The sequence below is a fragment of the Paenibacillus pinihumi DSM 23905 = JCM 16419 genome, from assembly GCF_000422505.1.
Taxonomy (GTDB): domain Bacteria; phylum Bacillota; class Bacilli; order Paenibacillales; family Paenibacillaceae; genus Paenibacillus_D; species Paenibacillus_D pinihumi.
This window is the reverse complement of record NZ_KE383865.1, coordinates 223074-247784: the sequence shown is the minus strand read 5'-3', so window position 1 is coordinate 247784 and position 24711 is coordinate 223074. Positions and strand designations below refer to the sequence as shown.

20 protein-coding genes are annotated in these 24711 nt (G+C 46.3%); 2 read left to right on the top strand and 18 right to left on the bottom strand.

The features are described from left to right. The 17 genes from H583_RS0121135 to H583_RS0121055 form a co-directional block, all read right to left on the bottom strand. A complete protein-coding gene (locus tag H583_RS0121135) occupies window positions 1-618 on the bottom strand; it encodes a hypothetical protein (RefSeq protein WP_028562229.1) in 618 nt (205 codons plus the stop codon). Window positions 619-1016: 398 nt separating this feature from the next. Then, a complete protein-coding gene (locus H583_RS0121130; RefSeq protein ID WP_028562228.1) occupies window positions 1017-1559 on the bottom strand; it encodes a hypothetical protein in 543 nt (180 codons plus the stop codon). A gap of 92 nt (window positions 1560-1651) precedes the next feature. Beyond that, complete coding sequence (locus tag H583_RS0121125) at window positions 1652-2803, bottom strand: hypothetical protein (RefSeq protein WP_028562227.1); 1152 nt, start codon at window positions 2801-2803, stop codon at window positions 1652-1654. A gap of 33 nt (window positions 2804-2836) precedes the next feature. Further along, complete coding sequence (locus tag H583_RS0121120) at window positions 2837-3286, bottom strand: hypothetical protein (RefSeq protein ID WP_028562226.1); 450 nt, start codon at window positions 3284-3286, stop codon at window positions 2837-2839. 29 nt (window positions 3287-3315) lie between these two features. Then, window positions 3316-7383, bottom strand: a complete 4068-nt coding sequence (locus H583_RS35505; protein ID WP_051236781.1) for a phage tail spike protein — start codon at window positions 7381-7383, stop codon at window positions 3316-3318. Window positions 7384-7397: 14 nt separating this feature from the next. Next, complete coding sequence (locus H583_RS0121110; RefSeq protein WP_028562225.1) at window positions 7398-8039, bottom strand: phage tail domain-containing protein; 642 nt, start codon at window positions 8037-8039, stop codon at window positions 7398-7400. 4 nt (window positions 8040-8043) lie between these two features. Further along, window positions 8044-8679, bottom strand: coding sequence for a hypothetical protein (locus H583_RS0121105; protein WP_028562224.1), 636 nt, complete (start codon window positions 8677-8679; stop codon window positions 8044-8046). A gap of 17 nt (window positions 8680-8696) precedes the next feature. Further along, entirely contained in the window at window positions 8697-9290 is a 594-nt protein-coding gene (locus tag H583_RS0121100) for a distal tail protein Dit (RefSeq protein ID WP_036710436.1), read from the bottom strand. 41 nt (window positions 9291-9331) lie between these two features. After that, window positions 9332-14050, bottom strand: coding sequence for a hypothetical protein (locus H583_RS0121095; protein ID WP_028562222.1), 4719 nt, complete (start codon window positions 14048-14050; stop codon window positions 9332-9334). A 98-nt stretch (window positions 14051-14148) separates the two neighbouring features. Beyond that, window positions 14149-14577: a hypothetical protein gene (locus H583_RS0121090; RefSeq protein ID WP_028562221.1), complete on the bottom strand. Its 429-nt coding sequence runs from the start codon at window positions 14575-14577 to the stop codon at window positions 14149-14151. After that, window positions 14574-15011, bottom strand: a complete 438-nt coding sequence (locus H583_RS35500) for a hypothetical protein (RefSeq protein WP_051236779.1) — start codon at window positions 15009-15011, stop codon at window positions 14574-14576. The genes H583_RS0121090 and H583_RS35500 overlap by 4 nt, the downstream gene beginning before the upstream one ends. 132 nt (window positions 15012-15143) lie before the next feature. After that, entirely contained in the window at window positions 15144-15938 is a 795-nt protein-coding gene (locus tag H583_RS0121080) for a hypothetical protein (protein WP_028562220.1), read from the bottom strand. Between the two features lie 16 nt (window positions 15939-15954). Further along, window positions 15955-16677 (bottom strand): hypothetical protein, encoded by a 723-nt coding sequence (locus H583_RS0121075; RefSeq protein WP_028562219.1) that lies wholly within the window; start codon window positions 16675-16677, stop codon window positions 15955-15957. Window positions 16678-16906: 229 nt separating this feature from the next. After that, the gene (locus tag H583_RS0121070) at window positions 16907-17674 is read right to left on the bottom strand and encodes a hypothetical protein (RefSeq protein WP_028562218.1); all 768 of its coding nucleotides are present in this window, start codon (window positions 17672-17674) and stop codon (window positions 16907-16909) included. After that, window positions 17674-18783: a hypothetical protein gene (locus H583_RS0121065; protein ID WP_154665944.1), complete on the bottom strand. Its 1110-nt coding sequence runs from the start codon at window positions 18781-18783 to the stop codon at window positions 17674-17676. Before H583_RS0121065 ends, H583_RS0121070 begins: the two co-directional genes overlap by 1 nt. A 430-nt stretch (window positions 18784-19213) precedes the next feature. After that, window positions 19214-20863, bottom strand: coding sequence for an RNA dependent RNA polymerase (locus H583_RS0121060; protein WP_028562216.1), 1650 nt, complete (start codon window positions 20861-20863; stop codon window positions 19214-19216). Between the two features lie 442 nt (window positions 20864-21305). Next, window positions 21306-22184 carry a LysR family transcriptional regulator gene (locus tag H583_RS0121055; protein WP_028562215.1) on the bottom strand — a complete coding sequence of 293 codons (879 nt, stop codon included), beginning with the start codon at window positions 22182-22184 and terminating at the stop codon, window positions 21306-21308. A gap of 111 nt (window positions 22185-22295) precedes the next feature. On the opposite strand from H583_RS0121055, the gene H583_RS0121050 reads away from it, so the two are divergent. Together H583_RS0121050 and H583_RS0121045 are read left to right on the top strand one after the other, a co-directional pair. After that, complete coding sequence (locus H583_RS0121050) at window positions 22296-22712, top strand: tautomerase family protein (protein WP_028562214.1); 417 nt, start codon at window positions 22296-22298, stop codon at window positions 22710-22712. A 1-nt stretch (window position 22713) separates the two neighbouring features. Then, a complete protein-coding gene (locus H583_RS0121045) occupies window positions 22714-23037 on the top strand; it encodes a carboxymuconolactone decarboxylase family protein (RefSeq protein WP_028562213.1) in 324 nt (107 codons plus the stop codon). A gap of 118 nt (window positions 23038-23155) precedes the next feature. On the opposite strand, the gene H583_RS0121040 is transcribed toward H583_RS0121045, so the two are convergent. Beyond that, window positions 23156-24529, bottom strand: a complete 1374-nt coding sequence (locus tag H583_RS0121040) for an MFS transporter (RefSeq protein WP_051236776.1) — start codon at window positions 24527-24529, stop codon at window positions 23156-23158. Window positions 24530-24711 lie beyond the last annotated feature (182 nt).

Below are 24711 nucleotides of genomic sequence, written 5' to 3'. Positions count from 1 at the left end.
TTAGCTTGTAATTTGCCAATTCACCGATCCCGTAACGTTAGCCTGTAAAGGCGCATCCATACAGGCAGCGAGTCTTCCATTCACACGAATATTCAGTTTGCCCTCCAATGCCTGCTCCGAGGTCAGCTTAATTTGCATAAATGCCGGAGCATTCGCAGGGACTGTCAATATATTTTGATAATGAATACAGATACCCTCGAACTCTAATTGCTTCTTATATCCCACGTTAAAAGCCGTAATCTGCTGGTTAAACATGCCCCCCGCTTCCTGTTTAAGCAAATTGGCATCTGCGACAGCGTCTTTGTATGCAATAATGTCCTGATAGACCAAATTTCTGCCTGTCAGCGGATATTCTTCCTTGCTATTTGGCGAATATGTCACCGAAATACGATGGCGGTTTAATTCAAAAATGCCATCCGCGATATCGAAAAATATTTGCGATCCGCTGCCGATAAGTCCAAAGCGGACAAGCTTGTTGCGATCGATGGTATAAAAGTTGTTCGGGTGCTGGGTATTCAAATCAAATTCAGTGAGACTGGTATGATCATAATAATCCGCCACCCACATAAAATGCTGAGCGACAGGTGTGCGTGTATACTGGTAATTCCCAAGTATCATATAGGTTCCTCCTATACTGTTTCTTTCCATACGGTTCAAAAAAAGAAAACGGCTGTTCAATTCCCTCAAGAGAATGACAGCCGCCGTTTCTAATATTTCTATTAATGTGCCAGACACACTGGACTCCATCTTTGGTCAGATAAGGCCTGTGCTAGCTGCTTCGCACTAAAATCCTGATAATTTGCAGTCAGTGCGTTCAGTAACTGACTGCCACCCTGCCCATTTCAAAAAGTGGTGAAACAAAGAGCGGAGTGGAAATCTTCATCTGTAGAAGCGTCAGCGTTTCCATTTGTCCCCGAATTTTCACCTTATGAATGATGTTCAATTAAATTTGGGGACAAGAGGAATCGGAAGATGAAGTTTTCCGCGTAGCGGATGCTCTTCACCACTTTGCTCCCTTACACATAACGATAAGAAACCCGCAGCTTAAATGCCTGCTGGCCGCTTCTTGCATCCAATGGTACGAATGCGCGCAGACTTACGGTTACATAATTACCTGCAGCATCATCCTTCAAACCGTTATTTCGAACACCCAAAATTTCTTTCGCAGCCGGAGAGAGCGGAGTTGGATAGCTCGCACCTGTGTCGTCTTTTGTTGTCTTCCCTTTCGTTCCAATTGGCTTGGAGAAGTCCTTCCCGATTTTACTCGTTTCCTGCCCGAGATCCGTTTCCCCAAGCGAATCGACCTGTGCGCGGAACCAGTTACCTGACACCAGTTGCACTTCTTTGCCGGGAGCCTCACCGGAACCGCCATCCATATCCACTGTGGTAATCGTACAATCCTCCATTTTTGGAAGTTCTGTTTTGCCGCCCTTATTGTTCCAGATATTAAACGTATAAATAGGGCTTGGATCTCCTGCATCGATAACGCCAAAGTTGAATGGGGTTGTTATCTCATTTGCATTGTTGCTGTCCATCCATGTAATAACGGGTACATTCATAATTATTCCTCTTTTCATTTTCGTTTTGGTTTTAAAATTGCAGTTAAAAGCTGCTTAACTAAGAATGATTCGTCGGTTATAAAACTTAAAAATCAAATCCTGATTTTCATCTCCAAGGTTATATTTTGAATGCCCATCCCCTGACGGGCGATATGGACTCTGAAAATATCCCCTTTTTCCACACTGCTGTGAAGCAGTTCAGAGGTTCTGTCGTCAAACTGCTCCTGCGGCCTGAAGCGCACCCGTTCCTTCATAATACTGGTCCACGTTTTGAGATTTCTGGTTTTCTCAATATAAATCTCGGTGTCTGTCTCTCCAGCCATGCCGCAGATCGCATCAATAGAGACAATCTCCCCATGAAACGGGAACATGATCATCGTCTCCTGTGGCCCCTGATACACATAAGGCATACAAAACACCATTACTTTCTCCTTTACTTCGAGCGGTATGGATTTAAGCTTGAGATGCTCTGCCACACTCATCAGGCCATCCTTGTGCTCGTTAACCGGGAGCATGCCCGATCCGAAGATATCGATCAGTTCCCATTTACGCCCGTCATAGCGGTAACGTTTGCCGTCCGTGTATGTCTGTACGGTCCAGCCCACTTCGGGTAAAGGATACATGGTTTTCATCTGTGTTTCATCTGCAGCAGGAGGCATGAAGACAAGACGTGTTGTTTTGTAGGCATCCCATGCAGCGGCACTTGCCTGATCTGCAGCATCTGCAGAACGGTTGGCGTTATCTGTCGCGGTATACGTTTTATCCAGCGCCATCCTCGCCTCACTAATGACGGCTTCCACACGTTCCATCGCCAGATGAGCATCGTTGAGCTTATTTTGAATTTCAACAATGTAATCTTGTAAAGTGACCACCACATCCGGATTGCGGCTTGCCATAGCGTAAATTTTACTGGCAGGGTACATGATTAGCCCTCGCCCCATATAGGAGCATATTTTGCTATGACCCTCCAGTGAAGGATGAAAAGTGATGATTCCATTCGTATAATTCACGACAAATTCATTTGGCTCCAGCGAGCGTTTTTGATGAAACAGCTCCATTGTAATTTCCGTCATATTGCTAATCTGGACCTTATGGAACTCGGATGGCGTCTCCAGCAGCGTAATCATATGATTAATAATCGGGAGTGAGTCACTTCTTGGCTTCAGCTCATCCCCCGGCTTTCCACTCCTGTGCAGCATAATGAGGGGATCATTGTATTCCAGATGTGTCTGTAAACTTGCCATTTCTTTCACCTCCTTTCACTGTTCGTTTGCAGTCTAGCCAATAATAACATTTGTACTGCCGTCGGCAATATTTGTACTCCCGTTGGCATGGGTTCTGGCTGTACTGCCTATGACTGCAAGCAGCTTGCCTTCACAATACACCTGCACATTGTTTCCTGATGTAACTTGTCCAAAGCCCCCGTCAGCATTGCGTATATTGACAGCACCTCCGGGCAATCCCTGCGGCGTCTCTTCTTCCCGCACTCTGTCATTCATCAGTGCAGCTGCCTTGCCATTAATGTATACGCTGGTTGCAGAAGCTTGTATAGTTCCTCGTACAATGGAAGTTCCGTTATAGTTGTCATAACCGCCATTGTAGCAAGTAGCAGGGAATTCAGGCGTTCCGCAGGGATATGGATATTTCCACGGATTCCAGATCTGATACGTAATATCAGTCGCGGTAGAATCTTTTGTTTTACTGCCGTCAAATGCAGCACCCGGCATCGGCATCTCCTCCTATCAATCTGGCCCACTTATCCTGCCGTGTTTAGATCCAATCTTGCCCCGTTCAGCTTGACATTGCGTGCAGCCTTAATGACGATATCCCGGGCAGCCGTAATCTGGATATCCCCATCTTTGGTCATCGTAATGGATGAGCCCTTCTCATGCTTCATGACCAGACTGCCAGCCTCGTCTACGGTGCAGATGTAGTCTTTGGCCTCCATGCTGATCAAGTTATTTTCAGACAAGAAATGCATCCCTTCATCTTGAAGCCGGATGCTGCGTTTACGACCATATCCCTGGTTATAGTACACCATGTCGAAGCTTCCCGGCGGCTTTTCAAGGAATGCCTTTCCCTTCCGGAATACGCCATCTGAATCCTCATTTCCGTCACCTTCGCCAAGCACAATCTGCGGATAAGCAGCAGACCCTTCTCCTTCAAATTGCAGCAGCATTTTTACTTTCTCATTCATCTCATACTGCATGACAGGGTATGGTGTAACTTCTGTTGTCAGGCCGCTGCGCTGCGCATCACGCCAGTAAAAAGGTTCATCCAGCGCATTCTTGCGCTGCGTGCCTGTCCCGGCTTTGGCTTGTCCGGTAATCCACATCGCCTTATTGTCTTGAATATGAATGTAATTGGACCATGCGGTCTCCGCCTGCCTGCCGACAGTTTTGACCTTATTGCTGATCAGATTGCTAATAAAACCATCCTCTGCCGTTACAATTGAAGATGCGATATTGTCTGCATTCAGCTTCCCGGCAATCAGGGTGAACTTGGAGAAGTCAATCATCCGGTTTTCCGCATCAATCAGCAGATCATCCTTCGTCCCGCCGTCAAAAGGAGCAGCTGTAATCTTCAGACGCTTCGCAACCAAATCCAATGCATGCAAAGTACCATACTCATCTGCGAAAAGTACAGGTTCCCCCCGGCGGTCAATCCGTATTCCGGATGAAGCATTCATTGTCAGCTTTACAATTTGATCTGTACGGGTAACGGTAATCCCATCCTTCGCATCGATGACGACTTTATTATAATTTTGCCCGAGCTGTACACTGCTCCACTTGAGCGCGTTCGTAATCTCGTTCAAAATCCGCCGGACCTGATCGTAATAGGTTTGAAATTTACTCTTGAACTCGGCACGGTCAATCTCAGTCGTAACCGTCATATCTGCAAGCAGCGGGCGGACATAAGCCTCCAGTTCGTTATATGCTGTTGTGAATGGAGGAATATCGATAAGCACAGTCTGCCCGTTATCCCGTTGCGAGGTCCGGTATTGGTTCGCCTGCGGCAGCAGCTTCAAATATTCCGTCTGAATGGTCTCCCATTCCTGAAGCAGTACCAGCTTCTCAATTGCGGTCAGCTTGCCATCCGTTATAATGGTCTCAAAGCGCCCGATATTCAAATAGTCATCCCGCGCATCGATCAATACATCGTCCGCATCATTGGAAATCGTCAGCCGTTTGGCAAACAAGTCCTCTGCATAAAAGCGTCCGCCAGGCTCAAAGAAAAACTTCTTCACCCACTTATTGCCCTCATGGCGCTCGAAGACAAGTCCATCCATCGCGTTAAACTTTCCGCGCACCCTGCCATCTGAGCGGGTAATGACGATGCCACTCACACTATCAATCTCAATTCCATTAGATAGAATTCCGTCCATCGCCTGAATTTGAAGCTTCCGGACGTTGAGCAATCCTGCCGTATCCAGCCATGCCACATCTTCAAAGCGCTGCCCCGAGCGCTGTTGAATCACAAATCCGGCTTCAGAATCAACAATGATTTTGTTCATCAGCCTATCACTGCATGCAGGCTCCGGCTCATAGCGGTTGACCACCATTCCGTAGCGGTCCGGTTCTGCCGTATACAGCCCAAGCTTCATAGCTTCTCTTCCGCAGCGGTCCGTTATAGTTGTACGCGGGCCCTCTGTCATCCAGATGCCGTCATCATCCCCGATCGTCACCCTCGAACCGAGAATCAGCTTGCCGAGTACAACCTCGGCAATAAGGCCGTCAGCAGTCAACGCTGTTTCATAGCGCAACCCGCCTGAACGTGTCAACCCGATTGCGCCATGTGTCAGGCGCAGGAACCTTGCGGGATTATTCGAGTCCGTAATAGTGATTCCCTTCTGGTCAAGTGTTACGGTCTCGTTCACCGCCATATTAATTTGATCCGTTACCTTATCCCAGAATGAATCGAACAAGCGGCTCATTTCACTAGCATCGTATACGGCCTTGCCCCAACGGTGCTTATTCAAATCCACGGTAATAGAAGTATTTTTGCTGCTGCCGATATAGCTCTCCAGCTTGCGGGCATCGTCATTAATTTCTTTTACATTCGCAATCACGATACTGATCGATGCCGCCTCATAATCGTAGCTGAACTCAATCATTTTTGCCGTAACCCGGATACCCAATTTGGCGTACTTCACCAACACCTGATCCCCAAGCACAAGCTTGTTCCAATTGCCTTGCTCCTCTACGATGTCAAGAAAATCAACAACATCCATTCGGATTGAAGTTTGCGGCTTCTGAAGCTCCTTGAATTTCTCTTGCGCGGCCTCAAGCAAATCCTGCTCGTCAATATACCGGTCATCTTTAAACTCCTTTGTCTTCACATAGGGATTCAGCTCTTGCAGCTGCTGCGGGGTGAAATTGTTTTCCGCTTTTAGTTCCTTTTGCAATTCTGCAATCTGTTGGAGCAGCGTGTCCAGCTGCACCTTTTCTTCATCAATTTCATGCTGCTTGTCAGCAATTTGCTTTTGCTTCCTGTCCAGATTGTAGCGTTCAATAAGCGCTTCGTCATTGGCAATCGTATCGAACTCTTCCTTTGACAGACTGGCAACCTGAATAAAGATTTCTGCCCCTGATGCCGGACCGTTCACCTGAACATAGGCCGATTCTGCACGGGCCGTTTTACCCAGCATAACCCAACGATTTTCGGCAACGGCCTTCGGTGAGCCATTAATGGAAATTGTTATTCCGGCAGGCTTGCTGACTTTGCAGAGAATGACATAGGGAAGTACTGTCTTAAGCGGAAACACATTCGTAACTGAACTGCCCTGATACATGTATTTCTCAAAAAACATTTCCTCGTTAAACTGCTGGGAAATCATCGTGTCCGTTATGACTTTCTCCTGCTTCTTCAGTTCGGAGAGCTGCGACTGAAGTGCCGCAATACGGGAGTTGCGGCTGCTTCGCTCCTCTGTGAGCACGCGGAATTGATCCTGATTGGCTTCCAGCTTGGCTTCATAAGCCAATAATGCATGACACAGGCTATCCGACATATAATGGCTGGACTGGACAACACGGCGCTGTTCGTCACGTTCGAACGGATACATAAAGAAGCTGTAATTTTCGATATAAGCTTGGCCGCTTGGATTTACCCGATGAATGCCAAGCCCGTCCTTGCCTTCGGGAATGAGCCGTGTAATCAGCTCATCCGAATTAGAGGAGCGGTCGAGTGTCTTCAAGTACTGCTCATAGGTGAAATTAAGCCCCTTATACGTTCCATGCAGCTCCGGCTTCATCATTCTTAATGTGCGGTTATTCGTATCAAACTCAACAATTGCATTATAGGTTTCAGCCACCTTATAGATTGCATCGAGCACCGTATTCTGGCTAAACTCGAAAGCCCGGTAGGTCAGCTCAAAATCCGCATCGATATATTCAATTTGCCAGATTGTATTGGATAACAGATCATTCAATACTTGTCTGGCATGGTAGGATTCCACATTATACCCTCGGACCAGTTTGTCTGTCAGCTCATACTCCAGCGAATATGCGCTGACCTCCATGTGATCTTCTCCTTCTTCCATTACACGGCGAAGAGAAGCAATCCGGTACCACTGGGTCATCGCCCCCCATTTCACCTGAATATAGTAATGCTCTCTCAGTAGTCCGATATTATGATTGCGGACAAGCTGGTGGTTGATCTCCAGCTCATAGGGCAAGCGAAAGCTCATTTCATTGACCGCCAGAAGCTTGACCGATAATTGGAGCGCATAAGCTTCACTTAGCTTGCTTATAATGCTTTTGTCCGGCCTGGCCAAAAAGAGCTGTGGCACAACAGGCCGTTTGTCATACTGAATTTCTCCAAGCACATCATTCACCTCCTTTACTGGAGCAATTTGAATTCGTAACGAATTTTCAAATCCGCGTCTCCTTCAAGCCTTAAAATATTTACGCCTGCCGGAAGCTCCAAATAATTGTCATTAAAGTTTTCATAGCGGAGCGATATCGCCAGATCAGACTCGATATACTGACGCTCATTGCTGATATATACCGTTTCTTTATCTGCCAGCTTGTCAAATGCAAACACCCGATTGCCGTATGATGTATTCGTAATTGTGAATGCTCCTTGGCCTGTCTTCGTAATCCAGAGCTCCGGCTTGCAAAAGGTATCTCCTTCATTATTGAAGACCAGAACAGGGATGAATTCCATCCATAAACGCTTGAACACAGGCACAATGCCAATTTGGGCGGTATTCAGGAATACCCGGAATCTCAGATGCGCATTGCCCAGATAGGTCTCCGGAGTTAGGGCCGGAATACTCCCGCCGCTTACACATGCTGTCCATGGGGTCCAATCATAGCCCCCGTCAAAGGATACGCTGGTCTGGACTTCTATCGAAGTCCCCTCCGGCACATCCGCTTCCCAGGAAAGAGAGTTCAGCGCTCCATCCCCTTGCATTACAATAGGGATGGCATCCGATAGATACCATCCCTTCATCTTCGCCATATCTGCCCAGGTAATCATCGCATCACCCGATTATGCCGAAGGGCCGGAAGTTAGCCGACTCCCCTGCTTCCTTCCACTTGGCAATTTTGTAGGCCAGCCAGACAACTTCTCCGTCATTGACAGAGCTTCCGTTAACGACCGTCCAGACTGGCTCAGTGCTTCCTGTCCGCCCGCTGATGACCGACACATAGAAAAAACCGTTGGCTACGCCCGGCAGCACAATTTCATTCACCGTTCGTGCCGCAATCGGGGACCAGGCTGTTTTCCCCCGTGTATCCTCGACCTCTGATCCGGCTGTCAGCGGGAATACCGGCTCCTGAAGCCCGCTATAACCGGACTGAATACACGTGTACACACGGCCGTTGTTTTCTTTGGTTAATATCTTTTGTCCGGTATTATAGAGGGTGAGCTTATTCCAGGAAGGTGCCATTTGCCCTTCACGGACATTCACCCACCCTACCGGAGCACCAATTGCAGGTGCGCTATTCCAAATTCGGGTGCGCTGCTTCCAGATTCCATTAGTCGGAATGCCAGGAAATACTTCATCTGCTTGATCATCCAGCTTCCTCATATTTTGCGCGATTGAATCGATGGTACTTTGAATGCTGTCCGTTAACTCCGGCTGAATCAGCTTCAGCTTCTCCGTTATTTTTGCCATTTCTCCATTCTCCTTCCCTATTTCAACTGCTCCCACTTCATATCCGAAGGATAATCGTTCCACTTTACCGCCAGTGGCGAGAGCGTAATCTGACCGCTGCTGTTCAAAATCGTGTGCTGCCTTTCACCCTGTTGAAAGCTTGTACGGTTGATTTGCCGCGACTTTTCCCGCCACTTATAGGTTTTAACCGCCGCGGGCGAATAAGCATAGGCATCATTACAGCGAAAGTTCAAATTCACATAGCCCTGGCTAAGGCAATTATGCACCAGCACCGGATCATCGACGACCATGGCATAGAAAATTCGCTCATTATCACTTGTAAAAATTAACGGCTGATAGTATTCCTGTTCGGTTAGCCACCTGCATACTTCGCGTATTTTTTGCTTGTCCCAGGCATCCTCAAAGGCGAAAGAGACTTGGAATCTTAACGGCTCGCGCTTGACATGCTGGAAAAAAGGCTTGCTGCGTCCGCGCACCGAAATTTCAGAAATGCTTCTGCTTGAGCCAAAAGGTTCTTCCTGCATACCGCTTGTAACGTTGACATTGCGAATGCCGAAGCGAGTGCTTTCGACTCCGGCAAACTTGAAGTAGTCGGCTTCTCTAATTGTCATAAGTCACCTCCTTCTAAGATTGAAACTCTGCTGTTGGCAGGTTAAGCAAATGTAATTCCCTTTCTCCGCAAAGAATTGATAATGCTTGTCCCGACATCCTCGCCGGTTGGCTGCGAGAATTTGCCGGATACTTCAATGTAGAGCTTCTCAATGACGGTTCCCAGTGCAGATTTGGCAGAGTTGGCCGCAGACTGTGCAGCAGGCAGCAGGTTCACGGCTGCTTTGCGAAGCGGGCTTGCCAAATCCCGGCTAATCTGGATGGTCTGAAGCAGATTGCTCGTATCCAGCTTGTTGAGTACCATCTCTTTCTCATGGGCAAGGAGGAACTTGCTTCCTGCAAAGCTTGGGGTTACCCCGCCCGTATCTGCTGTAAACAAAGGACCCGAGGATTTGCTAAGCTCTTCAAAGCTGCCGTCCTTGAACTTGTTTCTGTCCCGGAGATCCGTATTTTCCCTTTTAAGCTCCAATCGTCTGGCAACTGTTGTGCCCTGTGCCTCGTATTCCTTTTTGTTAGCCAAATATTTCTTCCAGTCATTGAGCACCACATTGTTCCGCTCTTCAAAGGGAGCCTTATAATCCTTCAGCGCATTCTCATCCTGCCCAAAAGCATATTTCAAATTGGCCGCGATCTGTTTCCCGTAATCCTTTGAATTCTCGGCAATTGTTTTAAAGAAATTAGTGTAAGCACTCTGAATTTCACCGATTTGCGAGAGAACCGTCGCGCTATCTTCGCTCAACAGATTTTGCTTCATCGTATAGAACAATTTCTCATTCGTCAGCAACTCTTCATAGTGACGCGCATATTCTTGTTGCCGGAGATCGATATTGTTCAACGTTTCCTTATGGGTATCTGTTTCCAGCCTTTTCTCTTGATCAATCGTTCTCTTCCGTTCCTCAAGCCGGTCCTGCATTTCCTGCTTGCGTTCACTGCGCTCATGATCACGCTCATACTTATTAATTTCTTCCCGTTTTTGCTCAAGCTGCTCCTGGAGCTCCTTTTGCTTCGCTTTGCTCTCAAAGGAATCGTCCAATGCCAGCACATTCAGTTTATCTTCAATTGCTTGACGCTCTTTATCCAGCTTGCCCAGCGCATCCTTGTAATCCTCTTCACTGCTTTGGCGGTCAAGAGCCTTCATCTGGGCCTGCATGTTCTCCTCGAATTTCCGCATCTCTTCATCGAGATGCTCCATTCTCTTGCTATGGCGCTCGTTTTCCTCTTCTTTTTCTTTGGCTATAGCGTCCTGACGGAGCTTTTGCTCCTTCTCCAGCATCTTCTTGTAATTCGCGATTATGGCATCCGCCTGAGACTCTCTTGCCTTGATTTGATCCTGTCTGCGCCGCTCCTCTTCCTTGGCCATATTGCTAAGACTAAGCTGGTATTGCCTGTCCGACTTCTGCAATACCTCCAGCTTCGTTTGCGCACGAAGCCGCTCAGCCGCATCCAGATCCGTATTCAGTTTTCGCTGTAATTCCACAATTTGCGCATTTAACCGGGTACGGGCATCCAGAGTCGTTTGCTTGATCTGTTCATTTAACTCCTCTGCCTTTTTCTTGTCCTCTTCTGTATCTCCCAGCAAAGAACGCTCGAATTCCAAATCTTCGATACGTTTGTTAAAGCCGAATACAATACTCTCTGCCTGGCTTTTGCCAAGCTCCTCGTTTTTCTGGACCATCTCCAGATTCAGCTTGTTCGCCTCATTTAGATAATCGGACAATCCTTTTTCTGCCGCACTTTTCATTTCAGGAGTGGCCTTCGGGTCTTTCATAATCCCTTTCAGCTTCACAATTTCATTCCATACTTTTTTTTGGTCTTCCTTAAGCGAGCTGATAATTCGCTCTGTATACCCGTTAAGTGCCTGAAGTTCCTCCTGCGTATTGATTTCACCCATCAGAGAAATTCTCCGCCCGATTGCATCACGCTTGCCTGACCCCGCAGCCTGAATTTGGCGAAGATTAGTTCCGATAGCCTGTACAATATCCTCTGTAAGCTGACTAAGCTCTTGCTTGGTCTGGTTTACCTTGTCCTTCAGCCCTACAAAATCCGTTACCATCTTTTCGATCTGATCCATGGACAGATTCAGACGGTCACCCGCTTTGCCTTTGCTTAATTTCAACAACCGGTCAGACAGATTATCCCGGATTTGCCCGCTATCATCGACGAGTCCAAGCTTGTTCAGCTTGACCTTCAAATCATTCTGCTCCTTTAGCTGTGTACTCTGCAGCTTGGTCATTGCTGTTGACAGATCACGATAGATTTGAATCCGGTTTTTCAGCAGGCTGCTGTAAGGCTTGCCCTTGGCAATTGCATCATCGATCCGCCGCTGATTGTCCTCCAGGAGACGGTTGTACGCTTTGATTTCCTCTTCTGCCCTGGACAGGTTTAAGCTTGGCTTGTATTCGGGCTCGCTGACTTTAGAGGAGGAGGAAGAAGAGCTTTTAGAGCCCCCGCCATACTGGCTATAACTTTTTTCAAAGTTATTTATCATGGAAAAGAAATCATCTACAATTTTCCCTGTGTCTTTTACTTGATCCTGTGTATCTTGGATTTGAGCATTATATTCTTTAACTTTATCAATAACAAAAGGCATGAATAGACCAAATGGGCCTGTTTTTTGATCTCCGGACGAGAATGGGCTAGTAGGTAGTGGAAGCTTCTTTTTTTCCAATTCAGCTATTGCCTTATTACGATCCTCTACTTTATCCAGAGCTTGGATTTCAATTCCATACATTTTTAATCTGGCCAGAACATTATTGTAAGTTGCCGTAGTCGATAGGGTTTGATTCTTTAACTGCTCTCTTGCATGATCAATAATAGCTTTTCTTAGTTTAATTAGAGCGCTCTCTTGTAAGGACATACCATTTGCTGTTTGAATGATTTTATCGTTTAGCTCATCTGGATACAGTTGGGTTAATTCCAATACGGTAGCGGAACTTAAAGTTTGGCCCTGCGCTACTTGCTGAATAACGCTGTCCAATTGCTTCAAATCCGAAGCAACTTTAGCAATCATTGAATTTCCGGACGCTTTTAATTCTTCTTGAGCCTCCTTCATTCTCTCTGTCTCTTTACTTGCTCCAGCAAGGCTGTCTTTATAGCTCCTCATAACTAATGAAGCCGCCTCTGCGGGTAATTTGCTTTTTTTCAGAACTTCAAATAATTGATCCAAATTCCCCGTTTCAACTAATTCTCCAAGATCAATTTTATTTTCCTGAAAGGTTTGCACAATAGACTTTGAATAAGAACGAAACTCCCCTAAAGTCTCCAGGTAATTTTTCTTGGTGATGTCCTTAGATTTTGCAAAGGCTTGGGCAAATCTGTCCAGAAGCATGGCCAAATTCGCATCCTCACTCCCTGCTTCCTGCAAGAAATTCCCGTTGATTAACTGAAAGCTGTTAGCAAAATCTTTGATACCTTGGTCAAGCTTTCCTTTTTCTGTCTGAAAGACCATTTCCAATAAACCAAGTTTTGTTCTGGCGGTTTCTGCTGCAACATCTAAATTCCCGTTAAACTCCAAAAGTTTTCCGCCTAAAAAATGGTCAGCAGCGTAAGAATCGTGACGTGTAAATATTTCTTTAATTTCTTTATTTAATGTTTCAATTTTGCTCTTATATTCAGCTGAAAACTGGTCAAGTTGAGCCAGTTTGTTTTCATTAATAAACTGGTTTGCGAATTCCAGTGCTTCAACCTCTGCCTGAGAATAGTTATATGAAGCACTCTGCTTTCTTATAGTCTTTCGTGCCCGGTCCATCTCAGAGGCTGAATCCTTCAGTTGAATTGCTTGACCGTTAATCTGCGTTTCCTGCTTTAAACTATTAAGCTCTTTCTGGCTTTCAATAAGTTTATCAATTTCTAACTTTGATTTATAAACTGCATTGCCATGTTTGTCGTAATGGCTGATAACCTCAGGCACGAGCTTCGCCATGGATTCCAAAACAGATCGCTGGCTTTCCTGGGAGATTCCAAGCTCATTATATTTCTGCTTGAGTTCCTCCAGCTTTTTTATTTTTTCATTATCCTGCTCAATTTCCTTCGCTAGTGTTTCAAAATATTCCTTCTGTTGTCTCTTTGCTTCTCCATAGCTGCCAATCAAGTAGGTCATTCCGGCAATAATACCAGAAATAGCAGCAGTTAACCCTAGCGTCATAACGCTTTGCAGAGCAACTACTGCTACTTTTGCAGATAGTGTAGTTCCCGTATATATAGTACTTAACCAGTTCAGTGCTGAAAAACTTAAACCTAGGGATGACAAAGAGTTTATCAATCCGTCTATAACAGCAGAATTATTCTCAACATCATTAAATATATCATTCATTCTTTCATTCCATTTCTCAGCCGAGTCAGAAGATGAATCCCCGGCTTTATCTACAGCAGACTTATCCGCTCCTCCCATCCCTGAAGCATCAGGCTGGGTTACCAGCCTTTCCCACTCTGCAGCAGCCCTTGCAATTTCCTGTGTCATGCCATGTAAGGTGCCTGTAATTGTGGTAATTCGGTTTGCAACCCCGGACATTGATTGATCCAATGTGTAAATGGCTGAAGCAATAAATGAAAATTGACCGCCCAGGTTTGCCAGTGCAGAAACAAGAGATTTGGTCTGTCCCTCGATGATAGAGAAAATTTGCGCCTGCCCAATATTCAACTCAAGTCTCAGGTTGTTCAGCGCACTGTTCTTGGACAGTTCCTCCAGCATCGTATTGATTTGCTTTAAGCTTTTATTTTTATCCAGCTCAGCCCCGATTAAGAGATTAAGATTAGCAGCCAAAGGCTATTCCTCCTTCTTACAGGCCTCGTATGCCTGCTTATTTTTTAAAAACCGGCAAAGCAGCCTTACAGGTTTTTAAAAAATAAAGAGCCATCCCTTTAGCCGGAAGACTCTTTACGAACCAATGCTGCTGACCTGTGAATTTGTTTTTCTATTTTTCGCAGCTCATCCTTGCTGAAATGATTAAAAATCTCTTCCAGTATATCCAGATCGGCCAGCTGCTTGAAAATAATCGTCATCTTCTGCGGATCATCCGGAATAGAAGCCAGATTGGTAAAATTTTTTAAGATCAGCATATGAAATACAACCTCGCCCATCGTAAGCATATGCTTCAGTTCCATTCCTGATTTTTTGGCCTGATCAATAATTTCGACGTATTGGACCAGCAGCTCGGCAATTTTAGTCTTCTCAAACCGCTTTTGAATCACGATATAGCTGCCATTGCTTAGGATAACCTTTTCCTGATCCTTGAATTGAGCCTGATGTTCTTTGTTAAGGGCAGTTAGCGTCAGCCGTTTTTCACTCATACACTCATCTCCTCCTTATAATGAATCTCCTCGATGATTTCACACCATCTGCTGTACCTGGCTGCTTCTACGCCCTCAAAGACGATGCCACAGTTCAATACAGCCTCCTTCACGATAAGAAGCATTTCCTTCCGCTCATCTGTCTGGTCAATAACGACTTCCTCTTCCAGCAATTGCTGATTGGCCTTTTGAAAAGCCTCCGGCTGTCTGATACTGACCCGGGCTCCTTCCTCCCGCTCCTCGTAGACAAGCTTTCCTTGCTCATCCTTCTCCGCATAATGCTCCAGCAGTTCATTGTATTCAGATTGGAGCCGTCTTACATATTCGGTAAGCAGCTTGATCAGACGGGAACGCATCCGGCTGTCCTTGTCAATCAGCTTTAAATGAAACAGAAATTCTATAAAGTCAGCCAGCTCGTAATTGTACAGCTTCATCTTGTCTTCTCTCCTTTTATGAAAAGTGCGTGAAGTTATATCAGAGAGGAAGAAGCGCACAGCGTAATTTGAATTGGCGCTTCCTCCCCATGTCAACTCAATCCGGTGAAGCGATTGCCGGCTTACAACGAATTAAACGATAGTCGTCTCATCGTAAATCGTCATGGTGTACAGTTCGGTAGAATCGGAGGAACGCAGAGCTTCCATCGGAATGTCCAGTACGGATGGATCGCCGTCAGGAGACATGGTCAAATTCCAGTTGTCCTCAATCTTCGCCTTATGAACGACGATTTGGGCAGCAAAATCCTTTTCTGTATACACATCTCGGACGAGGCAATCCAGTACCAGCTTGTACGTTCCGGCAAATTTGTCCGTCGAGGAGGTAATTTTCTTCGCATCCGGAGCTGTCAGCGTCTCCATATAAATTTGCACCTTGTCGCCATCAGCAAACGTATTCTCGCCGAAGGTCACCTTTTTGCCGGAGACTGTGTACTGGTCAAGAGCCGGGGTTGCAGCAGCATGTTGGATAACCTTGCCTTTGGCCTTGTTATTGCCAAGCGCATTGACACTCAGGAGCTTGCCCGGATTGCGCGGCGTGCAGCTCAGAGTAACTGTTCCGCCCTGAACCGTCAGCACCTCCTCCTTAATTACCGGGGCAGCAGCTGTTACAAGTTCATTTCCGGTCAGCATGGCCACCATATCATTTGTAAATACAGCATCCTGCAAAGTAAAGCGGGCAGCCTTGTTGCCTGAGAAGCCTACAATTTTTGTATTGCCGCGTCCGCCTTGGGAGTAGACAATATCCGAAGTATTTTCCAGTCCGCTCTGCTTGAGGCTATCCAGCTTGACTTTCAGTCCTCCTGTTGCAATATCGAAAAAGTGGGCAATGGCTACCTCACGAATTGCCCATTGGTTAGTAGTTGTCATAATAAAATTCCTCCTGTTAATTAGGTATGGCTGCCCAATTGATTTCAGACAGCTTGATTTTTTTACTGTCAATAGCTCCGGAATAAATTCCGGTAAAGGTGTGATTGCAATCGTCGATCGTATGCAGCCGGTAATATCCGTCATAAATCTGATAGATGGTAAGATCGGTTATGTTTAATAAATTGATACTGCCGGACTTCCACGCAATGCCGGAGACAATGCTTTGCAGATTCGTCGCCGTCTTCCGGGAGGGCCTGTCCCTCTTATTCCGGTTAATCAGCTCAATCATCTTCTGTGCTGCATTATTGGCAGGCTTGTATTCCAGTTTTTTCTCCTCGATAAAATGGGCAATGCGGACAACCTGCCTGATGCTCTCCATCTGCTCCCTGCTAATCAGCCGCTTTTCCTGTTCAACTTCGATATAAAAGCTCGCTCCCTCTTCCCTTCGCTGAAGCTGGAGACTGCTTTTGAACAAGAGCAGGAACGCATCATCTAATGCACGCCTGTAGCGCTGATCCGATTCAAACAACAGACACATTACCGCATAATTGTCCTCATGGAATGGAATAAAAGCCTCATGCTGGCTCTTATCAAACAGGAGAGCGGATATCGCTTCGTTGTAACGGGCTTCTCCCCACTCCACAACCGTCCTCAGTACCGGAACGGCGAACTTTCTGACACCGTCGATTTCGATTGGAAGATTCAATTTGAGCTTAAAAGTTATATCATCTTTATCCATGTTTCACACCGCCGTTTCACCTGAGAAATACCTTCATACTTCCTTCCTCTGCATCCTGGCATTGCCTGTAATTCTCTTGAAGTTACACGTCAATCATGTCCGTCTCTGCCCTCCCTTCTGCTTGAGATGGATTTGTCTGCATTACATTTGACATCTGCTCCCCTTCACAATAGCGTTTTTTATGCTATGCTGATTTTACCCTTATAAATCAAGGCTTTCAGCGGTTTTTCTAATTTTCTCCGTCATACCATTTTGATCTCTTCCAATGCGTTTTTTGCTCCCTCTGAACCTCGTGGGCGCATGGTCGGCAGTATTTGCTCCGGTTACTCGTTCGTTGCAGCAGACGGGTGCAGCGTACACATTCTATAATGCGGTTGTCCCCTCGCCATTTTAAATAATGATAGACAAAGTCCGTAAATTCCCGGAGGACAATTATGGGCTCTCCCTGATGATCCACGTAATTCAGTTGAACCTTCCGGCTGGAAATTCCGGAGGGCAGACGCAGCATTCCGCAGCCTGCAAGATGATGAATAAGCAACCGTTTTTCCTTAGCAGGAAGCACTAGCAGACTATCATCATAAACATCCTTATCCGCTTCAATCCAATTAGCGTTGGCATCACGAAGCTGATTGGCTATTTTGCAATGCACCAACAGGGAAAATGCAAACTTTTCCCTTTCCACATGGTCCAGGCTTCGGATTGCATCCAATTCACCCTCAGTTACTCCGGCCTGTTCCACTGCATGAAGCTTCAAATCACCTGATTTGCCGTAACTGTTTATCATTCTATGAATTACACCATCCCATTTTAACGGATGGTAGAATTTAAAATGAGAGGCCATAAATCGATCCACTTCCTGCCTCACCTGTGTCTTGTCCAGTTGATTTCGCATGTGGTGTTTGATTAATACCCGGATTGTATCGGTCGGCTTTGTGCTAACATAGCCCTCTTCTATAGCTCTTTTGAGTAAATGACGCTCATTTAAGACGGTTTTCATCAGATTTCCCCCTGACTTTCCATTCTTGTCGTTCGTAATGTAAATCGTTCTCCGCCAAATTCAATTTCTCCGTACTCATCCAGCTCCGGGTAATGGAGTATTCCCCCACTATGGCGAAGTAAATGGCGTATCATCTGCTCACCTGAAATATCCCAGGCAAATTGTTTGGAGCGACTGCTCTTGTAGCATAGCTCCACCAGAATATTGCATAGCTCCTCCTCATTACTGCAACAGGCATAAGCCATCTGACGGAACCTTTCCTTGAACAATTGCCGTTGTCTGCCTTGGCTGTCTGCGTCTCCATCAGCCCGCCCTTGCTTAATCAATTGACGATATGTCTGGGTCTCATGAACGTACTCTTCATATAAATCTGCGACCTGGTTATAGGCCTTCTTCCCGTACCCGTTCTCTGACATCAGAATAGAGTAATTAAAGCCTGAGTCCCGTTTTTGGCGCGGCTTAAAGGACAGAGCAGCTTCAATTTTCCGGCACAGGCGGTTCATGATTGAGGGGCCTTCAGTAACGGGCAGCAGCCATTGATATTGTGCCAAAAACTTTTTTTCTTCCTCGCTCTTTTCCGCCTTTAAAATCAATTTTTTAATCTCCATTCCAAACCGGTTCAAGGCATTTTGTTCAGCCTGCTTGATGAATGCTTTGTATTCTTTCATTAATCCGGCATACCGGTAAATCATAAAATACGGCTTCTTGTTGGCAAGCAGCCTGAGATTCAACCCGGACACATCCTCTTCCTGTTGCGCTGCCTTATCCATCTCATTGCTTGCCCGGTACTGATACCAGTGCCTGGGCATCGGAAGACTTTTAATGCCTTTGGCTTTATCAATCGCATTTTGCTGATAATGCTGGCAAAGCTTGATGCGCTTGTCCAACTCCATATACTCCATGCTGTCTGTAACAAATCCGGCTTGAACATCGTACATGGATGTTGCCCGGTTCGTAATCGCTCCAATTTCATCCCCCATGCTATCTTTGTTGGACTGTATCAAATCTGCTTCTTCCACCAGCTTTTTATCTACAATTTTCTGATCGCAAATAATCGCCGGCAGCTCCTTGATGGCATCCATTACCCACTGATTATCAGTAGTCAGCACCTGATCACTCGTATCTACCCCTGCTTTCGCAGTATTTCCAAAGGGACTAGACTATCTCTTCAGCCGCATGGGCTGCCCGGCACTTCCACAACAGGAATTTCACCTGCCATGTACGGATTTCATCTCCTTATTCAGCATGCTTGCTGAACGTAGGGGGTCTATCCTAGTCGTTACACCTTCCGGCGCATTTCTGCTCCGGCTTGGCACGGTATTGGCATGGCCGTCTGAATTTAGATAGCTCATTTCAACTGGCTGTAGCTGTTCACCGTTAGCATCTTGGTTCTGCATTGGCAACTGTGAATGACGTTCATTCAGGGCCAGCAGCAGACACACCCTGCCTGTGCAGGTTCACCGGGTTGTCACTGCAGCCTTGCGGCTGCAGGGGACTTGCTTCTGCTTGCAGCTGCGAAGTGCTATCCGCCTTGGCTGCTCATGCTGTGCATTCATCCATATCCGCCCCATTTAGAGCATGGGTGGTTGTGTCCCAGCTATTAAAGATTGTGACTGTATCCATATAGCGATACCATTTCAACATTTCGGAAGTTTTCTTGAAACGCAGAATACGGTTGTTGTTGTGGCAAGTCATAGGCGCTCTGAAACAGGCAGCCTTCTTTACTTTCTTTTCGTTCCAGTATGCGGAGTAAAACTCCCCTGCCCTCAGCAATCCTGTTACGGTTATCCCGAATAGACTCTGGCATAAAGCATACGGGTCACCTGCAATAATACTGTAATTCCCCTGCACCTTTACTTGGCCTAACTTTGCATCCTGAATCCGCTTATCAATTCGTTCCCGGATCTTGGCTCTCACGAACGGGTCCCGGATCATCTCAGGTGCAGCCATTAGAGCCTGGGCAAAATCATATTCCAATGTTGTTACATGCTTATCTGTCAGATGCGTTCCTTTAAGGAACAACAGACTTTTCCGCCAATCATCTCCGAGCACAGCTTTGATGTCATTCACGGTAGGTTCAATAAGCCTGTCCAGTGCCTCCTCCGTTAAAGGGAGCGACTGAATGAACTGATAATTCAAATTGCGGCAATTCTCCAGCTTCTCCGGTGTCGCCTTTGTTACCCGAAATGTATAACCGCTCTTGCGGCAGCATTCCAGATAGTGCTCCATATTTGTGTAGCTGCCCCATAGTTTGAGCATCGAAGCTGTCACAATCAATTGTGCGTCAAATACGAATTGACGGTCTCCCCACACATCTGTAATTTCATCCGACCCGGCAATTTCCCGGGCAAACTTGTGAAAATCAAAAGTGAACAGCATTCCCTTCATAAAGCTGTTTCTTATACAAAAGCCTGCTGGCAAATACGTCAGGCCCAGATCATCCGCCCACCTGCGACTCAGCTCAGGAGAGATCAAGCCATATCCGTCATTAATGTTGAAGGAAACTTCATAGTCTATCTCCTCAGACAAAACAGGTATCTTCAAGTCACCATCCCGAATACGTACGATGTCAGCCAAAATGGTATGTACGTAATCTTGTGCCACAATCATGCCGCCCGGTTCTGTTACCGGTTGACTAGCGCTACTGGCAAGCGCTTTGTAAGCCTCCAGCTTGGCTGGCACAAGCGGAACTGACAGGTTTCGGCCATTATTGATTTTTTTGCTCAATCCCGCATAGACCCGGTCGCTGACGTAGACGATTGTTCCCTTCTTTACTCCGTTAGCCGTACCATATAAACGATGGAACTGCCTTCCATTGATCAAGAAGCCTTGATTTGCACGATCGAAATCTTTATGGGAATCTACAACCAGAAATAAATAATCTTGAATGAATAACAGTTCATCAAGACGCTGAAAGAGGCGGACCAGCTCTTGCCTGCTCGCTTTGCCTGACTTGAACTGTTTGATGGTCCGGATTCTTAACTCCACTGCCTCCAGCTTGTCTTCTGTGAGTACATGACCTGCCAATTCCCGGACAAAGCTGATCGCCTGACTATCCGAGACAGCTACAACCTCATTGTTACTTCTCGCCTCCTCCGGCGTCAGATTCAGGCTCCAATCATTATTTTTCAATCTGGTCGTGTGAATTTTAAAAATATAATGTTGACGATTCTGTTTCCTTTGCTTCATATTCATCCCCTTTTTCTTTTTGTCTAATGAAGCCATACGTGTTTGTTAGAGGCCTCTGCTTCGGCAATTGAATAAGAATAGTATATGACAACAATAAATAGTTCCGTTTATCAAACTTTATATAAAATAAGTTCCTAATAGGAACATATTTCTATTATAGGAACAAATGTTCGTTTTGTCTATGCTTTATTTCCTGTTTTTAAATTAATAGTTCAAGCATAGCTTTAGCATTTTAGCAAATTAAAGGAATACTGGATATGCAATTTCTAGCGGCTTATACTCAAATCATAGTGTGCGAATTCGTTTAAATTACTGGGGTATTTTACTCAGTTGAGGTACTTTCAGGGGTTTTAATGATGAATCCAATTCAATTTTCGGCTTAAAGCAAAGCCGGGTTCTTTGTGGTCCGCATCACCAAGATATGGACCACATTTTCCATGCATTAAAATAAAGGCCGGATCTCCTCCCTAACCAAATCCATGAAAAGCTTGTTAGTTCCGGAAACATACTCATGCTTCCGAAGCATCAGCAAGCCGACCGGAATTAAGCCCTCCTCCAGATCAACATTAATCCTCACAAGGCCGCTGCTCAGCTTCGTGGAATTAAGAACCGCTCCTACAAAGTCTGTGTTCCTTACGAATCCCGGAATAGCTGAGATTTGGTTGACGATATGCATAAGCGGCGCATGTGAATAACGCATAAGCTGCTTGGACAGCCGCAAATAATAGAGACAGGTGCTCCCGCCTCTTACAATCGGATACTCCAGAAGATCTGCAAAAGCAAGACCCTCTCTGCCAGCAAGCGGATGATGGTCCGTCACAACAAAGGTGATCTGCTCATCATACAGCCTTTCAAAATAAAAGGAAGACGCTGCTTCAGGTTCCCCACAGACCGCAAAATCCAACTGCCGGTCCAAAATGGACTGTGAGAGCAAATCGGTGTTGCCGCTAACAAAATGGCCGGATACTCCCGGCTTGAGTTCCCGGAACTTGCCTAGCACCGCAGGGAATACAGCTTCCATCATGGATTCCAGCCCGCCAACCCGGATGCTGCCGATCTCCTCCCGCTGTAATTGCTTCGCCTGCTGGGATACATAATTCCAGTGCTGAATCAGCTTGTCAATCTCCTGAGCCATAATTCGCCCGGATTCCGTTAGTTCCGCCTCCCAGTTCCGTTGAAAAAGCTGAACGCCCATCTCCTTTTCCAGCCGTTTAATCTGATTCGTAACTGTGGATTGAGCATAATTCAGTTTCTCCGCTGCTTTAGAAAAGGTCCCTTCCTGCAAAATGGTTTGAAAGGCGATCAGTTCTTTTAAGTCCATCTGGCTAACCTCCATCGATAAAATTGAACAAGTTTATGAATTAAATCAATTATATAAATTAAGATAAACGAAGTAAAATGAAGTCATCCAAAACTAAAGGAGTGAACGTCCATGCCTTTCATACGTGTCAGCTATAGGGAAAACCACTACGATACAAAGCAACTTTCAATCATTAGCGAAACCATCATGAAGGCACTTGTCCAGCATTTTAATGTCCCGGAAGATGATTATTTTCAAGTTTTCCATGCACATAAGGCAAGCGAATTTTTTTACAGCCCGAATTATTTGAATATCGAACGCAGTAACGGATTATTGTATATTCAAATTACGCTAAAATCCGGAAGAAGCACAGAACAGAAGACCAGCTTTTACGCCACATTGGCTGATCAGTTGAACCTTAATTTGGGCATTCGGCAAGAGGATGTATTTATCGTGCTGGTGGGTACGGAATTTGAAGACTGGTCATTCGGAAATGGCGTGGCACAAATGCTGCAGCAGCGGCAGCCTGTCAGGAAGGAAGAAGTCTGATATGGAAAAAAATATTTCCTCTGCCCGTGAACTGTTTGGAGATGTCGCAGAACAATTCGTTCATTATTCGGAAAAGGTATTATTCGGAGACTTGTGGAGACGTGAAGAGCTGTCACTCAGGGATCGCAGTCTTGTAACTGTGGCTGCGTTAATCGCCGGAGGGAGCACAGAGCAGCTTCCTTACCATCTGCGGCTGGCAAGAGAGAATGGCTTAACGACAGATGAATTGGCAGAAGCCATTACCCACCTGGCCTTCTACTCCGGCTGGCCGAAAGCGGCAGCGGCACTATCCGTATTTAAGGATGCTTTTAAGGAGCAGGACTAAGACGAACGCCGAGATTCCCTGGTAAATAACCCCATGAGTAAAATAAACAAAAAGAAGCAGCAGCTAATGGCCTTCAATGGCCAGTAGCTCCTGCTTTTCTTAAATTAATTGCATCCATTTACTCTGCCTTGGCAGCCACTTTCCATCTAAAAGCCATTAAATAGACCAAACCACCCATAGCAACGGCTGCCAGCAAAATCAGCAGCAGATTGCTGTACAGGAATGCAGATGTCTGCGTCAAAACGGGAATCAGCTGAGCGCGAAGCCACGGCTGGACCAGCAGGCCGCCAACAACAGCTACCCCTATTCCTTCCGCCAGGAAACAGGTAAAGCCCAGCATGCCCATTCCTTCCCCCGCTTCTTCCTCCCCGAGTGAAGCCGCGGCACTCGCCGAAATAACCGTCTTTACAAACGACAACCCGCCAAATATCAGTACCGTCGCCACGGAAATCAACCATGGATGACGATCAGCAAACAGTGCCGCAATGACAAAGCCGGCCCCCAGCATGCCAAGTCCTGCAAGCATCGTGAATACAGTGCCACGCTTATCCGTCAAGACCCCGCCGGCCATGCCGAACAGGATGACACTCGCAGTGCCGGGGAATAAAATCCCAAGCCCAATCATGCCTGCATCCATGTCATAGACATCCCTCATCATATAAGGAACCATGGAGATATATCCGGCTGTTGTCCCAAGCAACAGGCTTGCAGAAAGAAGATTCGCCATGAACGGGATTCTTCGAAACAGGCCAGGATCAATAAACGGCTGCTCCACACGACGGATATGCACCATAAACACAGCAAGCAGCAGGATGCTGGCAACGAGCAAAGCCCACTGGTGTGTTGTTGTGAACATCGTAAACGCGGCAACCCCAAGCGTCAGCCATAACGCTCCGGCCGTATCCATCTTCCCCTTTTTCACCTGCTCATCCGGCAGAACACGGATGACAAACGGTATTGTCAGCAGAGTCACCATCGGCAGGAGAAACAGGTAAAACCAATGAAGATAGCCGGTGACGATTCCGCCAATAACCGGACCAATTCCTTCGCCGAAAGCAATCATTGATCCGAGAATGCCGAAGGCTTTGCCCTGATGCTCCGGCTCAATACTCTTGGCAATGATAACCATAATAAGTGCGGGCACCGCTGCTATCCCGGCTCCCTGAATCAGGCGCGCGATAATCACTGCCGGATACCAGAAGTGCAGCAATGCTCCGGCCGCTGATCCGGCTCCGTACAATAGCAGCCCGATAAGCAGCAGCTTTTTGACTCCGTACACATCCGACAGCTTGCCATATACAGCCGTTCCAATGGCAAACGTCAGAATAAAGCTCGTATTGACCCAATTTGCCACTGACGGCTGGATACCGAACGCAGCAGCAATATCCGGGAGAGATACGTTAAATACCGTTTCATTCAATACACTAAAAAATGCAAGGCATCCAAGCCAAATAACCGGTTTTGGAATCCCGCCTGCAAAAATAGTTCTCAATTCAAACTAGCCCCTTCATCAATCAGGGGAATACTCGCAGTTTACAGGGCCAGTGATACGGCTTCCCCATTTTTTTGTGCCCGCTCTTGAATTGTGTACTTCATATGAACGCCTCCAGATCAAGATATGCCTATATAGTATCAGATAAAATTCGCCATTCATACTGTTCAAGCAAAAAAGCC

Coding starts and splice junctions, on each gene's coding strand:
- H583_RS0121060 (WP_028562216.1), bottom strand. CDS start 20,863: ATGAAGCAAAGGAAACAGAATCGTCAACATTATATTTTTAAAATTCAC.
- H583_RS0121080 (WP_028562220.1), bottom strand. CDS start 15,938: ATGACAACTACTAACCAATGGGCAATTCGTGAGGTAGCCATTGCCCAC.
- H583_RS35500 (WP_051236779.1), bottom strand. CDS start 15,011: ATGAAGCTGTACAATTACGAGCTGGCTGACTTTATAGAATTTCTGTTT.
- H583_RS0121045 (WP_028562213.1), top strand. CDS start 22,714: ATGGAAAAAAATATTTCCTCTGCCCGTGAACTGTTTGGAGATGTCGCA.
- H583_RS0121070 (WP_028562218.1), bottom strand. CDS start 17,674: ATGAAAACCGTCTTAAATGAGCGTCATTTACTCAAAAGAGCTATAGAA.
- H583_RS0121130 (WP_028562228.1), bottom strand. CDS start 1,559: ATGAATGTACCCGTTATTACATGGATGGACAGCAACAATGCAAATGAG.
- H583_RS0121135 (WP_028562229.1), bottom strand. CDS start 618: ATGATACTTGGGAATTACCAGTATACACGCACACCTGTCGCTCAGCAT.
- H583_RS0121125 (WP_028562227.1), bottom strand. CDS start 2,803: ATGGCAAGTTTACAGACACATCTGGAATACAATGATCCCCTCATTATG.
- H583_RS0121075 (WP_028562219.1), bottom strand. CDS start 16,677: ATGGATAAAGATGATATAACTTTTAAGCTCAAATTGAATCTTCCAATC.
- H583_RS0121120 (WP_028562226.1), bottom strand. CDS start 3,286: ATGCCGGGTGCTGCATTTGACGGCAGTAAAACAAAAGATTCTACCGCG.
- H583_RS0121090 (WP_028562221.1), bottom strand. CDS start 14,577: ATGAGTGAAAAACGGCTGACGCTAACTGCCCTTAACAAAGAACATCAG.
- H583_RS0121105 (WP_028562224.1), bottom strand. CDS start 8,679: ATGGCAAAAATAACGGAGAAGCTGAAGCTGATTCAGCCGGAGTTAACG.
- H583_RS0121100 (WP_036710436.1), bottom strand. CDS start 9,290: ATGACAATTAGAGAAGCCGACTACTTCAAGTTTGCCGGAGTCGAAAGC.
- H583_RS0121050 (WP_028562214.1), top strand. CDS start 22,296: ATGCCTTTCATACGTGTCAGCTATAGGGAAAACCACTACGATACAAAG.
- H583_RS0121055 (WP_028562215.1), bottom strand. CDS start 22,184: ATGGACTTAAAAGAACTGATCGCCTTTCAAACCATTTTGCAGGAAGGG.
- H583_RS0121110 (WP_028562225.1), bottom strand. CDS start 8,039: ATGATTACCTGGGCAGATATGGCGAAGATGAAGGGATGGTATCTATCG.